We start from the raw sequence: 16,490 nt of genomic DNA on the forward strand, positions 1-16,490 counted from the left end.
GCTCACGTCAATCTCCCAGCCTGTTGCTCCAGCCCAGCTTGCTGCGCAGGACGTCATAGAAGTTGTGACCCAGAGGGTGCACCAGTTGAACGTTCTGGGGCTTGCGCCGGATCACCAGAACATCATCGGGCTTGGCCACGGCACGGGTCTGGCCGTCACAGCTGATGTGGGGATAGGTCTGGTTGGTCTCACCGATATGACAGCGTATCTCGCAGCCGGCGTCGATCACGATGGGCCGGCTCGAAAGGGTGTGCGGGAACATCGGCACCAGCGTCACCACGTCGAGCTTCGGATGCATGATCGGGCCACCGCCGGACATGGCGTAGGCGGTGGAACCGGTCGGCGTGGCGATGATCAGGCCATCGCTGCGCTGGCTGTAGACGAACTGGCCATCGATGAACAGTTCGAACTCGATCATCCGCACCGCCTTGCCCGGGTGCAGTACCACTTCATTGAGGGCATCGCCGCTGCCCACCAGGGAGTCCCCGCGGTAGAGCTCGGCGTCGAGCAGAAAGCGCTGTTCGACCTCGTACTGCCCCGCCAGCACCTCACCGACACGGGCCTCGAGCTCATCCGGCGAGATATCGGTCAAGAAGCCCAGCCGTCCGCGATTGACCCCCAGCACCAGGGTTCCGCTGCGACACAGGGTGCGGGCCGCGCCCAGCAGGCTGCCGTCGCCCCCGACCACGATCACCAGATCACACAGTTCACCGAGCATGCGGCGACTGGCCTCGGCGTGGCCACGTTCCAGCAACGCCGAGGCGGTACGGTCTTCCACGATCACGTGGTAGCCGGCGTCATCCAGAAAACGAATCAGCCGCTTGAGGGTCTCGACCACCTTGGCGCTGCCCAGGCGCCCGATCAGTCCGATGTTCTTGAACGATTGCATCCACGCATCCTTCCCTTGGCGACCGCTCATTATGGCGAGGGGGGCCTGGCGGAGCAAACCGCGCCCGGCGCCTCAGGCCAACGCATGGCCCAGATCGATGATCACCCAGACTGACGATGAATTAGACCGGCGCCGTCCTATGATGCCGCTGCCACCAGGCGTTGAGCCACAGCGAACCGGCGATGATGGCGCCTCCCATGGCCAGACGCACCAGATCAGCCTCGCGGTTCCAGATCACCAGGTTCACCGCAAGGCCAGCAGGAATCAGCATGTTGTTCATGATCGCCAGGGCGCCTGCATCCACCCGCACGGCGCCCAGGTTCCACAGGAAGTAGCCGAGCCCCGAGGCGACCAGTCCCAGCCACAGCAGCACCCCCCACTGCAGGGGTGTCGTCGGCAGCCCCGAGGTGCTTCCCAACAGCGCGAAGGCCGGCAGCGCGATGCAGGCCGCACCCAGGTAGAACCAGGCGAATACATGGTGGCGAGGCAACGAGGGGGGCAGTGCCGCCGACAGGCGCCGATAGCCGACCTGCCCCATGGCAAAGCAGAGATTGGCCCCCTGCACCACCAGGAATCCCAGCCAGAAGTCGTCGTTGACGCCCTTGTAGCGAATGACCGCCGCGCCGATCACCGCAAGCCCTGCAGTGACCAGATGGAAGGGAGTGAAACGACCAAACGCCAGGTCATCCAGAATGGCGATGTACAGCGGCGTGAAGATGGTGAACAGCAGCACCTCCGGCACCGACAGGAGCACGAAGGACTGGTAGAAGAAGATGTACATGATGCCAAGCTGGACGGCACCAAGTGCCATCAGCGCGAGCTTGTGGCGCAGATCGAGCAGGCCGGGCTTCAACAACGGCAGGAACACCAGCGCCGCCAGCCCCACCCGCATCATCACCGCGAAATAGCTGTCCACCTGACCGGCCAGATAGACGCCAATCAGCGAAAACGAGAACGCCCACAGGGCGGTGACCACCACCAGATAGCCCACCGTAAACTCCCACTAGTCAAAAAGGTTTACGGCAGTATACGCGAACACCCTCCTCGGCCCAACGCTTGCCCCCTCTGAGCCCTGCTCGCCTCAATGATTGACCTGCTTCAACCACCAGGCCCCGTACGCCACCCCAGGCAGCCAGCCCAGCAGGGTCAGCAGGAACGCAATCGCGATCCGGCGCGAACCACCTTCGGCTACCGCCACCGCCAGCGGGGGCATCAGCAGCACCAGCACCATCAAGGCGAGCCGGGCCGCTGGCGACGCCATCAACGCCGACGCCACCTGGGGCGAGGATGTCATGGGCTCGTCACTGGTTCTGGACGCATGCGCATCGGTGCCTTCCTTCTGCTCGGGCACAGGCGGTGGGGTGAAGTGCTCCACCGCCGGGCTATCTGCCGGGCTATTTGAAGGGCTATCCATCGCCCCAGCCTGCGCACGCTGCGGCTGCGCGTCACGCGCTGCCTGCTCCTGGGCCTGGCGATGGGCCTCGGCGTCAATCTTCTGCTCCAGGCTTTCCGCGCCTTCGGCCAGGACATCGTGGTAACGCTCCCAGTCTTCCCAGTCATGGGGTGTCCCGGCCCTGGGACGATGGTCGTGGGACTCCCGCGCTCGGTCCCAGGCCTTTTCCTCGAGGGTGTTGGGCCTTTCCTTGTCTCGCTCACCGTCGAGCCCCTTGCGGGCCAGATACTCTCGCGCGTCCATCAGAGAACTTACCTCCAGGGTCGAATGACGCCACCGGTATCTCCGATGGCCCATTTCAGTGTGCCAATACAGGCTTTGATGTAACAGCAACGCCTGATTGATAGAGAAACCCGCCTCAACTGTCCTACTGTTTTGATAGAGGTCACCCCCACGGGTTCCCCACAGCGCCATGTTCAGCTCCCAGGAGAGACATCATGCAGGAAAGACAGGTCGAGATCGCCATTATCGGAGCAGGAAGCGCCGGCCTTGGTGCCTGGCACGCGGCGCGACAACATACCGACAAGCTGGTGCTGATCGAATCCGGCGCCTACGGCACCACCTGCGCACGGGTCGGCTGCATGCCGTCCAAGCTGCTGATTTCCGCCGCCGACGTGGCCCAGCAGGCACGTGACTCCGAGGGCTTCGGGGTCAAGGTCAGCGGCGTCAGCGTCGACGGCCCCGCAGTCATGGAACGCCTCCAGCGGGAGCGGGATCGTTTCGTCGGCAGCGTACTGAGTTCGATGTCCCGCATCGAGGAAGACGACCGCATCGTCGGTGCCGCTCGCTTCGAAGACGCCAACACCCTGGTGGTGGGCGACCATACGCGTATCAAGGCCAAGCGCATCGTCATCGCCACCGGTTCCCGCCCCTCCTGGCCCGACTTTCTCAATGCCGCCGGGGATCGCCTGATCATCAACGACGACCTGTTCGAATGGGATGACCTGCCCGAGTCGGTGGTGGTATTCGGGCCCGGCGTCATCGGCCTCGAACTCGGTCAGGCGCTGCACCACCTGGGCGTGCGAGTGCGCATGTTCGGCGTCGGCGGCGCCATCGGTCCTCTCGGCGACCCCGATCTCAAGGCGCTCGCCGACAAGGAGTTCAACACAGGGTTTCCGCTGGACCCCGACGCCACCGTCAAGAAGGTCGACCGGGACGGCGATCAGGTGGTGGTGACCTTCCACTGTCGCGACAGCAACACCGAGAAGACCGAGCGCTTCGACTACCTGCTGGCGGCCACCGGACGTCGGCCCAACGTGGACAAGCTGGACCTGCCGAAGACCGGGCTGGAACTCAACGACCGCGGTGTGCCGGTGTTCGACCGGCTGACCATGCAGTGTCGCTTCGATGACGGTTCGCCCGCACCGATCTTTATCGCCGGTGATGCCAACCAGGATCTTCCCCTGCTGCACGAGGCGTCCGACGAGGGACGCATCGCAGGCGAAAACGCCGGACGCTACCCGGATATTCGCGCCGGTCGCAGGCGTACTCCGTTGGCGGTGGTGTTTACCGATCCGCAGATGGCAAGCGCTGGAGTAGGCTACGCTGAACTCAAGCGTCGGGATGAACAACTGACCAACGTGGCCATCGGTGAGGTCTCGTTCGAGGATCAGGGACGGTCCACGGTGATGCGGCAGAACCGAGGCATGCTGAGGCTTTACGCTGAGCACGGCTCGGGAATTCTTCTCGGCGCGGAAATGTTCGGCCCAAGGGCGGAACACCTGGGCCACCTGTTGGCCTGGTCCATCGACCAACGATTGACCGTGGATCGCCTGCTGGAAATGCCCTTCTACCACCCGGTGGTCGAAGAAGGCCTGAGAACAGCACTGAGGGACCTCAACGTGCATCTGCGCAGGGGTCCGGCGATCACCGAACGCTGCCTGGAGTGCGGTCCAGGCGCTTGACGGTCAAGGGCCCGACGCATGGCGCCGGGCCGCTTCAAAGGAGAGCGGTTATGCCACACAAGGCACCTCCATCGATCGTCCGGGACATCATGTCCAAGGACTGCTACCGCGTCAGCGGCAAGACCTCCATTTCCACCCTGGCGGAAGGTCTCGCTCTGCACCGATTGCCAGGGGCCCCGGTGGTGGACAACGGCGATCACCTGATCGGCTTCATCTCCGAGCAGGACGTGCTGGGCAAGGTGATCGAGAGCCTCTATCTGGATCACGAGGCACCGCTGGTCCATGAAATGATGCGTAACGAAGTGCTGTCGGTGTCTCCCACCAAGAGCATCGTCGATCTGGCCCAGGAAATGCTGGGAGCAAAACCCAAGGTGTATCCCGTCACCGAACAGGGCCGACTGGTGGGTATCGTCACCCGCCGCGACGTGCTTACCGCCGTGCTCACCATGCGACGCCATCAACGAAGCGCCTGACCCCTCCTGTTGCGCAACGCCTTCTGTAGACGCCCACCGCCGGCATCACGATGCCGGCGGTGGGCGTGCTGTCGGTAGCGCCAACGCTGACACCACTGCCTGGCTCCATCGCCTGGCACACCGCCGTGCATCGGCCTCCCCGATCCTCCAGATGCCCCTGGCGCTTGTGCAAACCGTAAGGGCGTTCATGGAGCATGCCTGATATGCCCCGGGCTCACAGGTAAGGGAGAGAGGGAGAGCACCTTCGCCAAAGCAAAAAAAACGCCCCATGGAAACCATGAGGCGCAACGATCGATTTAGCAAACCAGATCAACACTGCTAACGACTGCCATCGCGCATGCTGTCTGTACCACATATGACAGTCGTCACCAGAAAAGTTCTCCTTTCATCGAAAATTTTTTTTCCTCCCCTGGGCCCGACGGTGCACAGCGGTGAGAGAAGCGCCCTACTGACCACAGCGTTCTGCGTCGGTTCCAAGGTCTGTGGCAAGAGCTCGACGCTGCCACTACTCGGCGGCCATCAACGGGCACCGCCGGCCAGGTCGTTCAGGGAATGGCATCAAGGATGTCGTCGACAGCGGCCAGGGTGAGGCGCCCGCCGTCACAGGCACCGGTATCCAGATGTAGCACATTGCCAAGCCACAGCGGTGCCTCGACGATGGTGTGCCCCACCACCACCGCATCGACGCCCTCGACGCGGGTCGAGTCCAGGCTGCCGCCGCTGTCACGTCGGAATCTACGCCGCGACCATAGCAGGTGCTCGGCCGGGGTCTGCTCGATCTGGCCCCAGTCGTCGGGTGGATCGGCGTGCACCACGCCCAGGCGACGCTGTCCCGCACAGATTTCCCGAGCCAGCGGAAGATGCGGACGGGCGGCGTTCATGGTGCTACGGGCCTCCTCGACGCCATCGAGAAAGACCCAGTTGCCGCCATTGCGCTGCCACAGATCCCAGGCCATTCCTCCGCCTTCGGCCAGGGCGGTGATCGCCATCTGTTCGTGATTGCCCTTCACCGCAAAGCACCAGGGCTCAAGCGCCAGCGCCAGACAGGCGAGCGATGCCTCTCCCCTGTCGACCAGATCACCGACGCAGAACAGCCGGTCCCGGGCGACATCGAAGTCGACTCTCTCCAGCGCTTCCATCAACTGGGCGTACTGGCCGTGCACGTCACCGACGACGTAATCACGCCCCTTGCGGTTTGGTCCATGACGGATACAGCGCATGAGTCTGCTCCTGCCCCAGTGCGAGCTCAGGCTTGACGCCATCGCAACATTCGTCCTATGTTCCTTTTACAGAACGTTCGATAAATGGAACAACAGCTCAACCGAACAGTGACCTCATGATCGAGCCTTTCTCCCAAGCTAGCTTCTCAAGCGACGACACGCTGCATGCCGAAGCACTCGGCCGGCATCTTCAGCATCTGCGCCAATTGCGTGGCTGGTCGCTATCCCGCCTGGCCAGCGACGCCGGCGTCGCCAAGTCGAATCTGTCTCGGCTGGAGCAGGGCAACGGCAACCCTACCCTGGACACCCTGTGGCGCCTGGCGAGCTGCCTCGAGGTGCCTTTCGGCACCCTGATAAAGCCCGTGACCACGGCGCTGGATGACCAGGGCGTGCAGGTCCAGTTGATCGATCAGGGCGATAGCCAACCGGCCGTCGACGTCTACTGGATGCGCCTGGACCCTGACGTCTATCGGCTCAGCGAAGCGCACCCCGCGGGCGTGCACGAGACCGTCACGGTGATCTCCGGCCGGTTGACCACCGGCCCCGAGCACGAGAGCCACACCCTGGGTCCCGGCCAGAGCGTCACCTTCGCGGCGGATCGTCCACACCTCTACGCGTCCGACAACCAGGCCACTTCCGCCACCCTGACCATCGTCTACCATCCACCGGAAACCTCTCGATGACCACCACGACGACTCCTTTGCGTGCCAGCCCCTGGGTGACCGGCGTCCGCGAGGCGATCCCGCTGCTCGGCGGCTATATCCCCATCGCCATCTCCTTTGGCCTGGTAGCCGTCCAGGCGGGCTTCAGTGCCTGGGAAGCCGTCGCCATCTCTACCCTGATCTATGCCGGCGCCTCCCAGTTCGTGTTCGTCGGCATGGTGGCAGGTGGCGCTCCTCTATGGCTGGTGGTCGCCATGACCCTGTTGATCAACGTTCGTCACGTGGTCTATGCCCCGAACCTTGCCGCCTCGATGACCACGAGCCGCTGGTGGCCTGCACTGATGCACGGCCTGACCGACCAGGTCTTCGCCCTGGCGCTGACGCGTCTGCCGCAACTGCCGGAGGCGGCTCGGCTTGGCTGGTACACCGGCGCCGCCCTGCTGGCCTGGCTGGCCTGGATCGCCGGTACCGCCGTGGGTGCACTGGGGGGCGAATGGGTGGTGGAACGCTGGCCGCTGCTGGGAGAGGTGATGCCCTTTGCCCTGCCTGCCCTGTTTCTCGTGTTGGTGGTGCCTCGCCTGTCCAGCTTCCGCTGGGGCCTGGCGACCCTGGTGACCATCGCCGCAGGCGCCCTGCTGGCGGTGCTGGGGGTGGCCAATGCCGGCATCCCCCTGGCGGCTCTGTGCGGCGCACTTTGCTTCTTTATGGTCAAACGTTCACCGGTCACAAGGAGTCGATCATGACCACTACGCTGTGGATGGCGGTGGTAGCGACCACCCTGGGCACCCTGCTGATGCGAATGGCGCCCCTGATATGGATGCGCCGTCGTCTCGCCGAGCGCCAGACGGAAGACAGCGTCGAACCGATGCCGCAGTGGCTGTCGGTGCTGGGGCCTTTGATGATCGCCGCGGTCCTGGGCGTCTCGTTGGTACCAGCACAGCCGAGCATCGCCAGCTGGAGCGCCACTGGCGTGGGGGTGCTGGCAACGCTGGCGGTATGGTATCGAACGCGATCGCTGGGGTGGCCGGTCGCCGCCGGAGTGGCCGCCTACGGACTCACGCTGGTACTGGCCGGTTCGCTCTGACACTCAAGTCGACGCTGACACTAAAAGGCCTACCGGGTATTGGTGTCCGCGACCCAAGCGGTCTTGCCTTTTCCTTTCCCTGTGCCTATTTCCGTCAGGCCCGCACCGAATGGTGGCGGGCCGCTGCCTTCCTGCCCCCAACTCGCCGTGTTCCATCGTTTGACCCACAGGCTTTTCCTGCGCGGCCAGGCGCTCTCCCTCATTTATGCGTGCAAGATACTAAAGCTCGAGCGATATCGGCCGATACTCGTTCGGCTCCAGGATGGAAAAGGCATTTTAAAAAGAAAAAACAAGAACCTGCTTCGACCTTGCTCCCAGCACCTTCCACTCCCGAGGTAACTTGATGGTATCGGCCAGAAGAATAAGCGCCCTGTATCGCGCACTGAATAGCCACACCGCCTGTATTGTCTTTCGTCCCGACGGCACCATCCGCGAAGCCAGTGATGCCTTTCTTGCCACCGTCGGCTATCGGCTCGATCAGATACGCGGTCAGCACCACCGCATGTTCTGTCCGCCAGAGGTTCATCAGGACCCCGCCTACGAGGCATTCTGGCGGGGGCTGGCGGACGGCCAGTCGAAAACCGGTACCTTTCGCCGCATCGACGCCAATGGCAATCCGTTATGGCTGGAGGCGACCTATCTTCCTGTGCGCTCCGCTCGAGGCAAGATTCACTACATTCTCAAGATTGCCAATGACGTCACCGACGATCGCCTTGCTGCGTCCGGTCAGGATGCTGTGCTCAGCGCCCTCGACGCGTCCATGGCGGTGATCGAATTCACACCGGAAGGCGAAATACTGCGTGCCAACGGCAACTTCCTGACCACGATGGGCTATCGTCTCGACGACATTCTGGGACGGCATCACAGGATGTTCTGCGACGACACCTTCTACCTAGATCACCCCGACTTCTGGCAGGAACTGGCCGCCAACACCTTCAAGCAGGGACGCTTCAGACGCATAACCGCCAGTGGGCGCACCGTCTGGGTCGAGGCCACCTACAACCCGGTGATCGACGAGACCGGCAGGGTGACACGCGTCGTCAAGTTCGCCACCGACATCACCCGCTCTGTCGAGGCCGAAGATGCCGCTCGCAGTGCCGTGGAGTCCGCCCGAGTCACCGCGGAGCAGACCGAGACCATCGCCGACAATGGTCTGGTCCAGCTCGAAGAGGCTGTCGAGTCGTCGCGCCAGGCCGCCGACGAGATCAAGGGGACCCAAGCCATCGTGGCCGCCCTGGAGGAGCAGACGCGAGCGATCAACAACATAACCGACTCCATCTCGCGGATCGCCCAGCAGACCAACCTGCTGGCGCTGAATGCGGCGGTCGAAGCGGCGCGCGCTGGCGAGCATGGCCGCGGATTTGCGGTGGTGGCCCAGGAGGTTCGCGAACTGTCCCAGGGCTCCACCCGCGCTGCCGAGCAGATCACCCAGGTGCTCAACGACAACAACCAACGCATTCGACTGGCCAACCAGAAGATCACCGAGGTGGCCACCCGCAGTGACCTCAGCCAGCAACGGGTCGGCGAGGCGCAACTGGTGATACGCGAGATCCTGGACGGCGCCCACAACGTCTCGGCGGCGATTCGCAAGCTCTGATCGTGGCGTGTGATGGGCACCACTACCGCACCGCAGTCATTGTCGCCACTAGCAAGCCACATGACTGCGGCGTGGCTCCGGGCTCGTCCGGTTGACGAAAATCACGCCGCGCGAGCCTTTTGCTTGCAAGGCGTAACCAACGGAGATTACTATCAAAAACGCCTTGCGGGTGTAGCTCAATGGTAGAGCAGAAGCTTCCCAAGCTTAAGACGAGGGTTCGATTCCCTTCACCCGCTCCAGGGCCTCCCCTTTCTCGGTCACAGAGCTCTTGCATCCTTGCTTAGCAAGCTGACCCGCTACGCCCCTTATTTCGCTGCGCCCTTTAGTTCGCTTCGCTCTGCCTTTCACAGCGCTCCCTTCCCGCTGCGCGCTCCAGACCTCCCCCCATCCTGCGATCAAGCGTCGTTTTCGAGCACTGTCTCGTGCTTTGGCCTTGCCTGTTCAGCGCCCCGGGTACTGCGAGCCCCGGCATGTCGCCATTCATGCCGCTACCGCTGAATCGGCCTCATACTTAAAGACTACGCCCCCCTTCGATGGGCCCCTGTTCAAGCTCGGTTTTCGCACGCTAGGCTGGCGCCACAATCATAAAGTCGTGGGGACGCCGTATGCCTTTTTATCGCCACACCCTGCTGCTGACGCCTGTCTGGCTGCTGCTGAGCACACTTGCCATGGCCGATGGTTCGAGGGATAGCTGCGATCAGCGCGCGCAGGCACTCGAGCATGACCTCGCCTTCGCTCGTCATGCCGAGGACACCGCACGGGTGAATGAACTGGAACTCGCCCTGGATGGTGTCCGAAGCGGCTGCACCAGCGAAGACGTGCTCAGCCAGGCCGAGTCACGCGTACGTGAGGGTCAGCAGATGGTGGAACAGCGCCAGCAGGAGTTGAACGAGGCCTTCGACGAAGGTGATATCGGCCAGATAACGCGTAAACGCGAGGCTCTCGAGGTCGCCATCGAGGTGCTCAACGCTCGCATCGCCGCGCTCAAGGTGCTGCTGCCGTCGGCCAGCTGAACCTTGTACGGCTGACATTCGAGGGACAGTGCCAGCCGCAGAGCGTCAAGCGCTGGTAGCACCGCCAGTCTGACAATCGGCTGTCGGGATGCTTGCCGACCGCCATTGGCCTCGCCTAGTCTTGGTCTTGGCGTCGCTCCCAACGTTCCTCGATGGCGAGCCCGATCCAGATGCCGGCGATCATGCAGGCCAGGGCGACGACCGCTCCCGGCGAGCCGGCCGGCAGCGCGATCAATAGCTGCAGATCGTTGCCACCCAGCGCAAGCGAGGCGCCGATGCCCATCACGATTCCGGCCAGCAGATGCTTCATCCAGCGCCCCAGGGACCCCTGATACTCGCCTGGTCGGAAGTGGGCTCGCGCCGCTACCAGCATTCCCGCCAGGATCGCGACGCTGATCAGGACGCGTCCGAGGCTAGGCCAGGCGACGGCCATGTCCATCGCCAGAGGCCGCTCGGTGACGTCTCGAATCAGTTGGCTCGGTGACCACAGTGGTTCCAGCACGCCCAACAGACCGCCTACCGCGCCGAACACCATGACACCCGCGTAGATACGGCGGTGCGCCGGCGACAGCCGCCAGATCGCCAGCAGCGAGACTGCGACGATACTCAGTACCAGCCACCAGGCCGGAGTGAGGGTCGTCGCCAGACGGGTGTAGGAGATATCAGGGGCGCCCAGGTACAGCATCCACCAACCCAGCACCCAGCCCAGAATGGTCGCGAGCATGTGCCACTGCCCCCGCGCCAGGGCGGAAAGGGTCGAGATCGAACAGCCATGATTGACCGCCGCGGCCAGGCCAAACAGCAGCCCACCGACGGCGAAGGGCCACCCTATCGCGTGACGTCTGAGCACCTCGCCAAGAGGGAAATGGATGAACAGGGGGCTGGCAAGCCAGAACCAGACGCCGCAGCCGACGATGGTCAGCAACAGACCCGGCCGCCACATGCGTATCCCCTGAACCGCACGCACCATGCAAAGACCGGTACGCTGGGCGAGCCACCCCAGCGCGACAGCCAGCAGCAGGGAGACCAACAGAGCCATCACATCTCCTCGTTTACACGGTTCCGGAAATACAAGGGCGGAACACTATCTGACGATCATGGCCGGCGATGGTGCGATACTGGCCGGCACGCCATGCTATTGCCCGGTGTCCCTCTACTCTCGGCATTCCTCTCTGCATTCCTGTCTGTTCAGAACGGGGGTCAGAGCTGGTGTCGCGGCGGATGGCCGGACAGGCCGTCACCCCGACGACGATCTCGAGGTCGTGCGGCCTCACATCCATCCATAATGTAACAATATGCAATGAACGCCCCTGCCACCACACCAGCGTCAACGCAGATCGGGACCCGCGACATGTGCGGCTGGATGTGAGAGCCTTGCGATCAGCCGTCCTTTCCCGTTTCAAGCGATCTACCGTGCCATGACCTTGTCCTTGTTTCTGCTCGTGTTCGTCGTCTGTCTGGTCGTCTTCGTCGCGGTGCTCGCGGTGTTGATGCTGTCCGGCACGCCACGATACCGCACCGAGCCACAGCACCTGCTTGACCTGTTCGACCGTGCTCTCGACAGCACAGTTGGCGAAGATGAATGGAATGCCGTCATCCTTTATCCGATTCGCCACGACGAGTACCTGGACGGCGTCCGACGCCGCGCTCGCAGCCTGGTCGATGAACACGGGCGCTTTGGCCGGGTGACCCGAGGCAAGGCCCTGCTGGACAGCGCCGGACAGGAGGACCTGCGTGCACTGCGCGACCACCTGGCCGCTCGTATCCGCCTCAGGGAGCAGCCCAGGGGGGACTGACAGTCAGTGAGAATCCTGTACCCATCGGGTATGATGACGTCCTCGTTACCGCCTGCGGGAGCCCCCCGATGAGCAGCGCCATCAGGCAGATCCCCCTGGACACCGCGACCCGGCATCACTCCCACGACTACCATCAGATCGTGATCGCCCTGGCCGGGCGCGCCGACTTCGACATCGAAGGCCTTGGCGGCACCATCGAGGCATTCTGCGGCTGCATCGTGCCCGCCAACCACCTCCACTACTACGCCGGCACCGGCAACAACCGCCAACTGATCCTCGACCTTCCCGATGACGCCCTGGCGCTCACCGGCCATCATCATGAACTGGCCAGGCTGTTCGACGCGCCACGTTTCTTCACCCTGGACGCACCTCTGAAACAGTTCCTGGGTTTCGTGGTGGCCGAAATGAATCAGTTGGCGCTAGAGGGCCCCGTCCCTGCCCTGCATCAGGAGCGCCTGGCGACCACTCTGCTGGGCTCGTTGCATGCGCGTCTGGCCGGCGATGAAACCGGCGCGATGCACCACCGGCGCATCGACCTGCGCGCGCTCGACCGCTACATCGACGATCACCTGGCGCGTCGCTTCAAGGTCGCCGATCTGGCGGCCTTCGCCTGCCTCAGCGAAACCCACTTTACCGAACGCTTCCGCGCCCAGACGGGCCTGTCCCCCTGGCAGTACGTGATGCGTCGACGCCTGGAGGCGTCACGTCAGCTGCTGATGCGCAGTCGCCTGCCGTTGTCGGAAATCGCCGCTCTCACCGGCTTCGCCCACCAGAGTGCCCTGTCCCGCGCCTACCGCAAGCATTACGGCCATCCTCCCAGCCAGACGCGACGTCATGTCAGCGAGATTTCGTCACCGAATCTCCACCATCTGACTGCCAAATCTGCACATTAAAGCTAGGGTTAGTCGATAACGCCCGTGGATTTGCCAAATCCTTCGGTGCATTTGGCAAGCATGGAAGAGGCATGCAACCTAGTCTTGCCAACATGCCCGGATTGCGCGACTGCACGTCCGCGATCGACTTTGCGGCAAGCCCTTTCTCCGCCCGCGGCGGTTCACCATTTGGGGACTGACATGCTCAACGCCAACAATATGCTCGACAACTCCACCTGGCAGCAGGATCTGGATACACTCTTTGCGCGCATCAGCGATCACTACGTGGTCGAAGAAAACGCCTTCGTAAGTGAATTGATCAAGCTGATCGATGGCAAGGACGAGCACATCGAGCGCGTCGCCGACAAGACGGCTTCTCTCGTGCGCGAAGTGCGCGAGATGGACACCGCCGTCGATACCATCGACGAGCTGCTGCAGCAGTACAGCCTGGATACCCACGAAGGCTTGATGCTGATGTGTCTGGCCGAGGCGATGCTGCGCATCCCCGACAAGGCCACCGCCGATGCGCTGATCGAAGATCGACTGGGCCCGGCCGACTGGAAGGCCCACCTCGGCAAGAGCGAGTCCTGGATGGTCAACGCCTCCACCTGGGGCCTTCTGATGACCGGCCGGGTGGTGAGCCTGGACAAGCCCAAGGATGGCAAGCCCAGCGGTTTCATCAACAAGATGGTCAACCGCATGGGCGAGCCGGTCATTCGCCGGGCCATGGTCGAAGCCATGAAGGTGATGGGCAAGCAGTTCGTGCTGGGGCGTGATATCGACGAAGCGCTCAAGCGCTCCAAGCCGCTGTTCGACAAGGGCTACACCTACTCCTACGACATGCTGGGCGAGGCCGCTCGTACCCGGCGAGATGCCGGCCGCTACTTCGACGACTACGCCACCGCCATCCGCCAGGTCGGCAAGACCAGCCGCAACCTGGGCGACACGACGCCAGCACCGTCGATCTCGATCAAGCTGTCCGCGCTGCACCCGCGCTACGAGTTTGGCCGCCGCGAACAGGTCCTCGAGGAGCTGGTGGGCAGCGTCAAGGAGCTGGCCAAGCTGGCCCGGGACAATGACGTGGCGGTGACCATCGACGCCGAGGAGGTCGACCGCCTGGAGCTGTCGCTGGAGGTCTTCCGCGCCGTCTACGAGAGCGACATCTGCCGCGGCTGGGGCCACTTCGGTCTGGTGGTGCAGGCCTACTCCAAGCGCGCCCTGCCGGTGCTGCACTACCTCAACCGTCTGGCCGACTTCCAGGGTGACGAGATCCCGTTGCGTCTGGTCAAGGGTGCCTACTGGGACACCGAGATCAAGGAGTCCCAGCAGCTCGGCGTCGACGGCTACCCGGTGTTCACCCGCAAGGCATCCACCGATGTGGCCTACCTGGCCTGTGCGCGCTTTCTGCTGTCCGATGCCACCAAGGGTCGCATCTTCCCGCAGTTCGCCACCCATAACGCCCATACCATCACCACCATCCTCGAGCAGGCCAACCACACCAGCCGAGCCTTCGAGTTCCAGCGCCTGCACGGCATGGGCGAGGCTCTCTACGATGCCGCGCTAAAGCGTGCACCTGAAGGCACCTACTGCCGTATCTACGCCCCAGTGGGCGCCCACAAGGACCTGCTGCCCTACCTGGTTCGCCGACTGCTCGAGAACGGTGCCAACTCCTCCTTCGTGCATCAGCTGGTGGACCCCAAGGTGCCGGTGGAGTCGCTGTGCGTCCATCCCATCGAGACACTGCGACAGTTCGACAGCCTGTCCAATCCCCAGATTCCGCTGCCTCGCGACATCTATGGCGAGCACCGCCCCAACTCCCGCGGCGTCAACCTGACCATCAACAGCCAGTACCGGCCGCTGATGGAGGCCATGGGCAAGCACATGGATACCCGCTACCAGGCGCGTCCGCTGCTGGCCTTCGAGGTCGCCGAGGACCCCGCCCAGACCCACGAAGTCACCAGTCCTTACGACCGTCGCCAGGTGGTCGGTAGCGTGCAGTGGACCACCCGCGAACAGACCGAGCGGGCGGTGGACGCGGCCTGGGCTGCCTTCCCGGCATGGGAGGTCACCCCGGTCAAGGAGCGCGCCGACATCCTGAGGCGCTTCGCCGACCTGATGGAAGAGCACCTGGCGGAGCTGATGGCGCTGTGCTCGCGTGAAGGTGGCAAGCTGTTGACCGACGGCGTCGACGAGATCCGCGAAGCGGTGGACTTCTGTCGCTACTATGCGGTGCGCGCCGAGGAGATCTTCGGTGAGCCCACCGAGCTGCCCGGCCCCACCGGCGAGTCCAATCGTCTGCACATGGGCGGCAAGGGGGTGTTCGCCGCGATCAGCCCGTGGAACTTCCCGGTGGCAATCTTCTGCGGCCAGATGGTCGCCACCGCGGTGGCCGGCAATACCGTGCTGGCCAAGCCCGCCGAGCAGACGTCGATCGTTGCCCACCGGGTGGTCGAGCTGCTGTACCAGGCCGGCATGCCGCGTGAAGTGGTTCAGTTGCTGCCCGGCGACGGCCCCACCGTGGGCAGCGTGCTGACCGGCGATTCGCGGATCACCGGGGTGGTCTTCACCGGCGGTACCGATACCGCCCAGATCATCAACCGCGCCCTGGCCGAGCGTGAGAATGCGCCGCTGCCGACACTGGTGGCCGAGACCGGCGGCATGAACGCGATGATCGTCGACTCCACCGCCCTGCCCGAGCAGGTCGTCGCCGACGTCATCCACTCGGCCTTCCAGAGCGCCGGACAGCGCTGCTCGGCCTTGCGGGTGCTCTACCTGCAGGACGACGTCGCCGACCGTGTGCTGGAGATCCTCGACGGCGCCATGGCCGAACTCCATGTGGGCGATCCGCGCGACCTCGGCACCGACGTAGGCCCGGTGATCGACGAGGACGCGCGCAAGAACCTGATGGCGCATATCGATCGGCTGAAGGGTGAAGGACGTCTGATCAGCGAAACGCCGCTGAAGCCCGAGCACACCAGTGAAGGCACCTTTGTCGCCCCGGCGGCCTTCACCATCGATGGTATCGATGCGCTCGAGCGTGAACAGTTCGGCCCGGTGCTGCACGTGGTGCGCTGGAAGTCCAACGAGCTCGACAAGGTGATCGCCTCGATCAACGCGCGTGGTTATGGCCTGACCTTCGGCGTGCACAGCCGCAACGAATCCTTTGCCGATGAAATAGCGCGGAAAGTGCGCGTTGGCAACGTCTACATCAACCGCAATATCATTGGTGCTGTCGTAGGCGTTCAACCCTTCGGCGGTCAGGGGCTGTCCGGCACCGGCCCCAAGGCCGGCGGCCCCAACTACCTGTTGCGTTTCGCCACCGAGAAGACGGTGACCAACAACACGGCGGCACTCGGCGGCAACGCCTCGCTGCTGGCGCTAGGGGACGAGTAAGTCAGGCCCTGGCCTGCTGGTCCAACGCACTCACCCGACGGTCGGCGCATCGTCGGCAACCGGCGCTCACCCACTACCCCGAGGGGAGCGCCGGATCGCAGGGACGCGCGTGACGACCGCGCCCACACGGGGAG

Annotated in this window: 15 protein-coding genes and 1 tRNA gene; 11 read left to right on the forward strand and 5 right to left on the reverse strand. The window is 63.7% G+C overall.

The annotated features are described in order from the left end of the window. Positions 1 to 7 precede the first annotated feature (7 nt). The 3 genes from NFG58_RS13555 to NFG58_RS13565 form a co-directional block, all read right to left on the reverse strand. Entirely contained in the window at positions 8 to 889 is an 882-nt protein-coding gene (locus tag NFG58_RS13555) for an NAD(+) kinase (RefSeq protein ID WP_108132991.1), read from the reverse strand. Between the two features lie 121 nt (positions 890 to 1,010). After that, positions 1,011 to 1,880 (reverse strand): DMT family transporter, encoded by an 870-nt coding sequence (locus NFG58_RS13560; RefSeq protein WP_348826739.1) that lies wholly within the window; start codon positions 1,878 to 1,880, stop codon positions 1,011 to 1,013. A gap of 90 nt (positions 1,881 to 1,970) precedes the next feature. Beyond that, positions 1,971 to 2,585, reverse strand: a complete 615-nt coding sequence (locus NFG58_RS13565; RefSeq protein ID WP_222516694.1) for a YqaE/Pmp3 family membrane protein — start codon at positions 2,583 to 2,585, stop codon at positions 1,971 to 1,973. Between the two features lie 194 nt (positions 2,586 to 2,779). On the opposite strand from NFG58_RS13565, the gene NFG58_RS13570 reads away from it, so the two are divergent. Both NFG58_RS13570 and NFG58_RS13575 read left to right on the forward strand, forming a co-directional pair. Then, complete coding sequence (locus NFG58_RS13570) at positions 2,780 to 4,246, forward strand: dihydrolipoyl dehydrogenase (protein WP_287165103.1); 1,467 nt, start codon at positions 2,780 to 2,782, stop codon at positions 4,244 to 4,246. Between the two features lie 50 nt (positions 4,247 to 4,296). Beyond that, entirely contained in the window at positions 4,297 to 4,719 is a 423-nt protein-coding gene (locus NFG58_RS13575) for a CBS domain-containing protein (protein WP_045994411.1), read from the forward strand. A 545-nt stretch (positions 4,720 to 5,264) separates the two neighbouring features. Here the strand turns inward: NFG58_RS13575 and NFG58_RS13580 are convergent. Beyond that, entirely contained in the window at positions 5,265 to 5,939 is a 675-nt protein-coding gene (locus tag NFG58_RS13580; protein ID WP_348826740.1) for a metallophosphoesterase, read from the reverse strand. A gap of 116 nt (positions 5,940 to 6,055) precedes the next feature. Between NFG58_RS13580 and NFG58_RS13585 the strand changes: the two genes are divergently transcribed. From NFG58_RS13585 to NFG58_RS13610, 6 genes are all read left to right on the forward strand, one after another. Further along, the gene (locus NFG58_RS13585; protein ID WP_045994409.1) at positions 6,056 to 6,622 is read left to right on the forward strand and encodes an XRE family transcriptional regulator; all 567 of its coding nucleotides are present in this window, start codon (positions 6,056 to 6,058) and stop codon (positions 6,620 to 6,622) included. Beyond that, entirely contained in the window at positions 6,619 to 7,344 is a 726-nt protein-coding gene (locus NFG58_RS13590) for an AzlC family ABC transporter permease (protein ID WP_108132997.1), read from the forward strand. The genes NFG58_RS13585 and NFG58_RS13590 overlap by 4 nt, the downstream gene beginning before the upstream one ends. Beyond that, a complete protein-coding gene (locus NFG58_RS13595; protein ID WP_045994407.1) occupies positions 7,341 to 7,685 on the forward strand; it encodes an AzlD domain-containing protein in 345 nt (114 codons plus the stop codon). The genes NFG58_RS13590 and NFG58_RS13595 overlap by 4 nt, the downstream gene beginning before the upstream one ends. 343 nt (positions 7,686 to 8,028) lie before the next feature. Further along, positions 8,029 to 9,282: a methyl-accepting chemotaxis protein gene (locus tag NFG58_RS13600; RefSeq protein WP_348826741.1), complete on the forward strand. Its 1,254-nt coding sequence runs from the start codon at positions 8,029 to 8,031 to the stop codon at positions 9,280 to 9,282. 165 nt (positions 9,283 to 9,447) lie between these two features. After that, positions 9,448 to 9,521: transfer RNA gene (locus NFG58_RS13605), tRNA-Gly, on the forward strand. A 366-nt stretch (positions 9,522 to 9,887) separates the two neighbouring features. After that, the gene (locus NFG58_RS13610) at positions 9,888 to 10,295 is read left to right on the forward strand and encodes a DUF1090 domain-containing protein (protein ID WP_045994404.1); all 408 of its coding nucleotides are present in this window, start codon (positions 9,888 to 9,890) and stop codon (positions 10,293 to 10,295) included. A 115-nt stretch (positions 10,296 to 10,410) separates the two neighbouring features. Here NFG58_RS13610 and NFG58_RS13615 read toward each other — a convergent pair whose 3' ends face one another. Beyond that, positions 10,411 to 11,334, reverse strand: a complete 924-nt coding sequence (locus NFG58_RS13615) for a YeeE/YedE thiosulfate transporter family protein (protein ID WP_348826742.1) — start codon at positions 11,332 to 11,334, stop codon at positions 10,411 to 10,413. Positions 11,335 to 11,719: 385 nt separating this feature from the next. Here NFG58_RS13615 and NFG58_RS13620 point away from each other — a divergent pair, with 385 nt between their 5' ends. The 3 genes from NFG58_RS13620 to putA all read left to right on the forward strand — a co-directional run bounded on the left by NFG58_RS13620 (position 11,720) and on the right by putA (position 16,356). After that, entirely contained in the window at positions 11,720 to 12,091 is a 372-nt protein-coding gene (locus tag NFG58_RS13620; RefSeq protein ID WP_045994420.1) for a hypothetical protein, read from the forward strand. A gap of 68 nt (positions 12,092 to 12,159) precedes the next feature. Then, on the forward strand, positions 12,160 to 12,984 hold the full coding sequence (locus NFG58_RS13625; protein ID WP_124803941.1) for an AraC family transcriptional regulator: 825 nt from the start codon (positions 12,160 to 12,162) through the stop codon (positions 12,982 to 12,984). 180 nt (positions 12,985 to 13,164) lie between these two features. After that, positions 13,165 to 16,356 (forward strand): bifunctional proline dehydrogenase/L-glutamate gamma-semialdehyde dehydrogenase PutA, encoded by a 3,192-nt coding sequence (putA, locus tag NFG58_RS13630; protein ID WP_348826743.1) that lies wholly within the window; start codon positions 13,165 to 13,167, stop codon positions 16,354 to 16,356. The last annotated feature ends 134 nt before the right edge of the window (positions 16,357 to 16,490 follow it).

Source organism: Halomonas sp. RT37 (assembly GCF_040070525.1).
Lineage (GTDB): Bacteria > Pseudomonadota > Gammaproteobacteria > Pseudomonadales > Halomonadaceae > Halomonas > Halomonas litopenaei.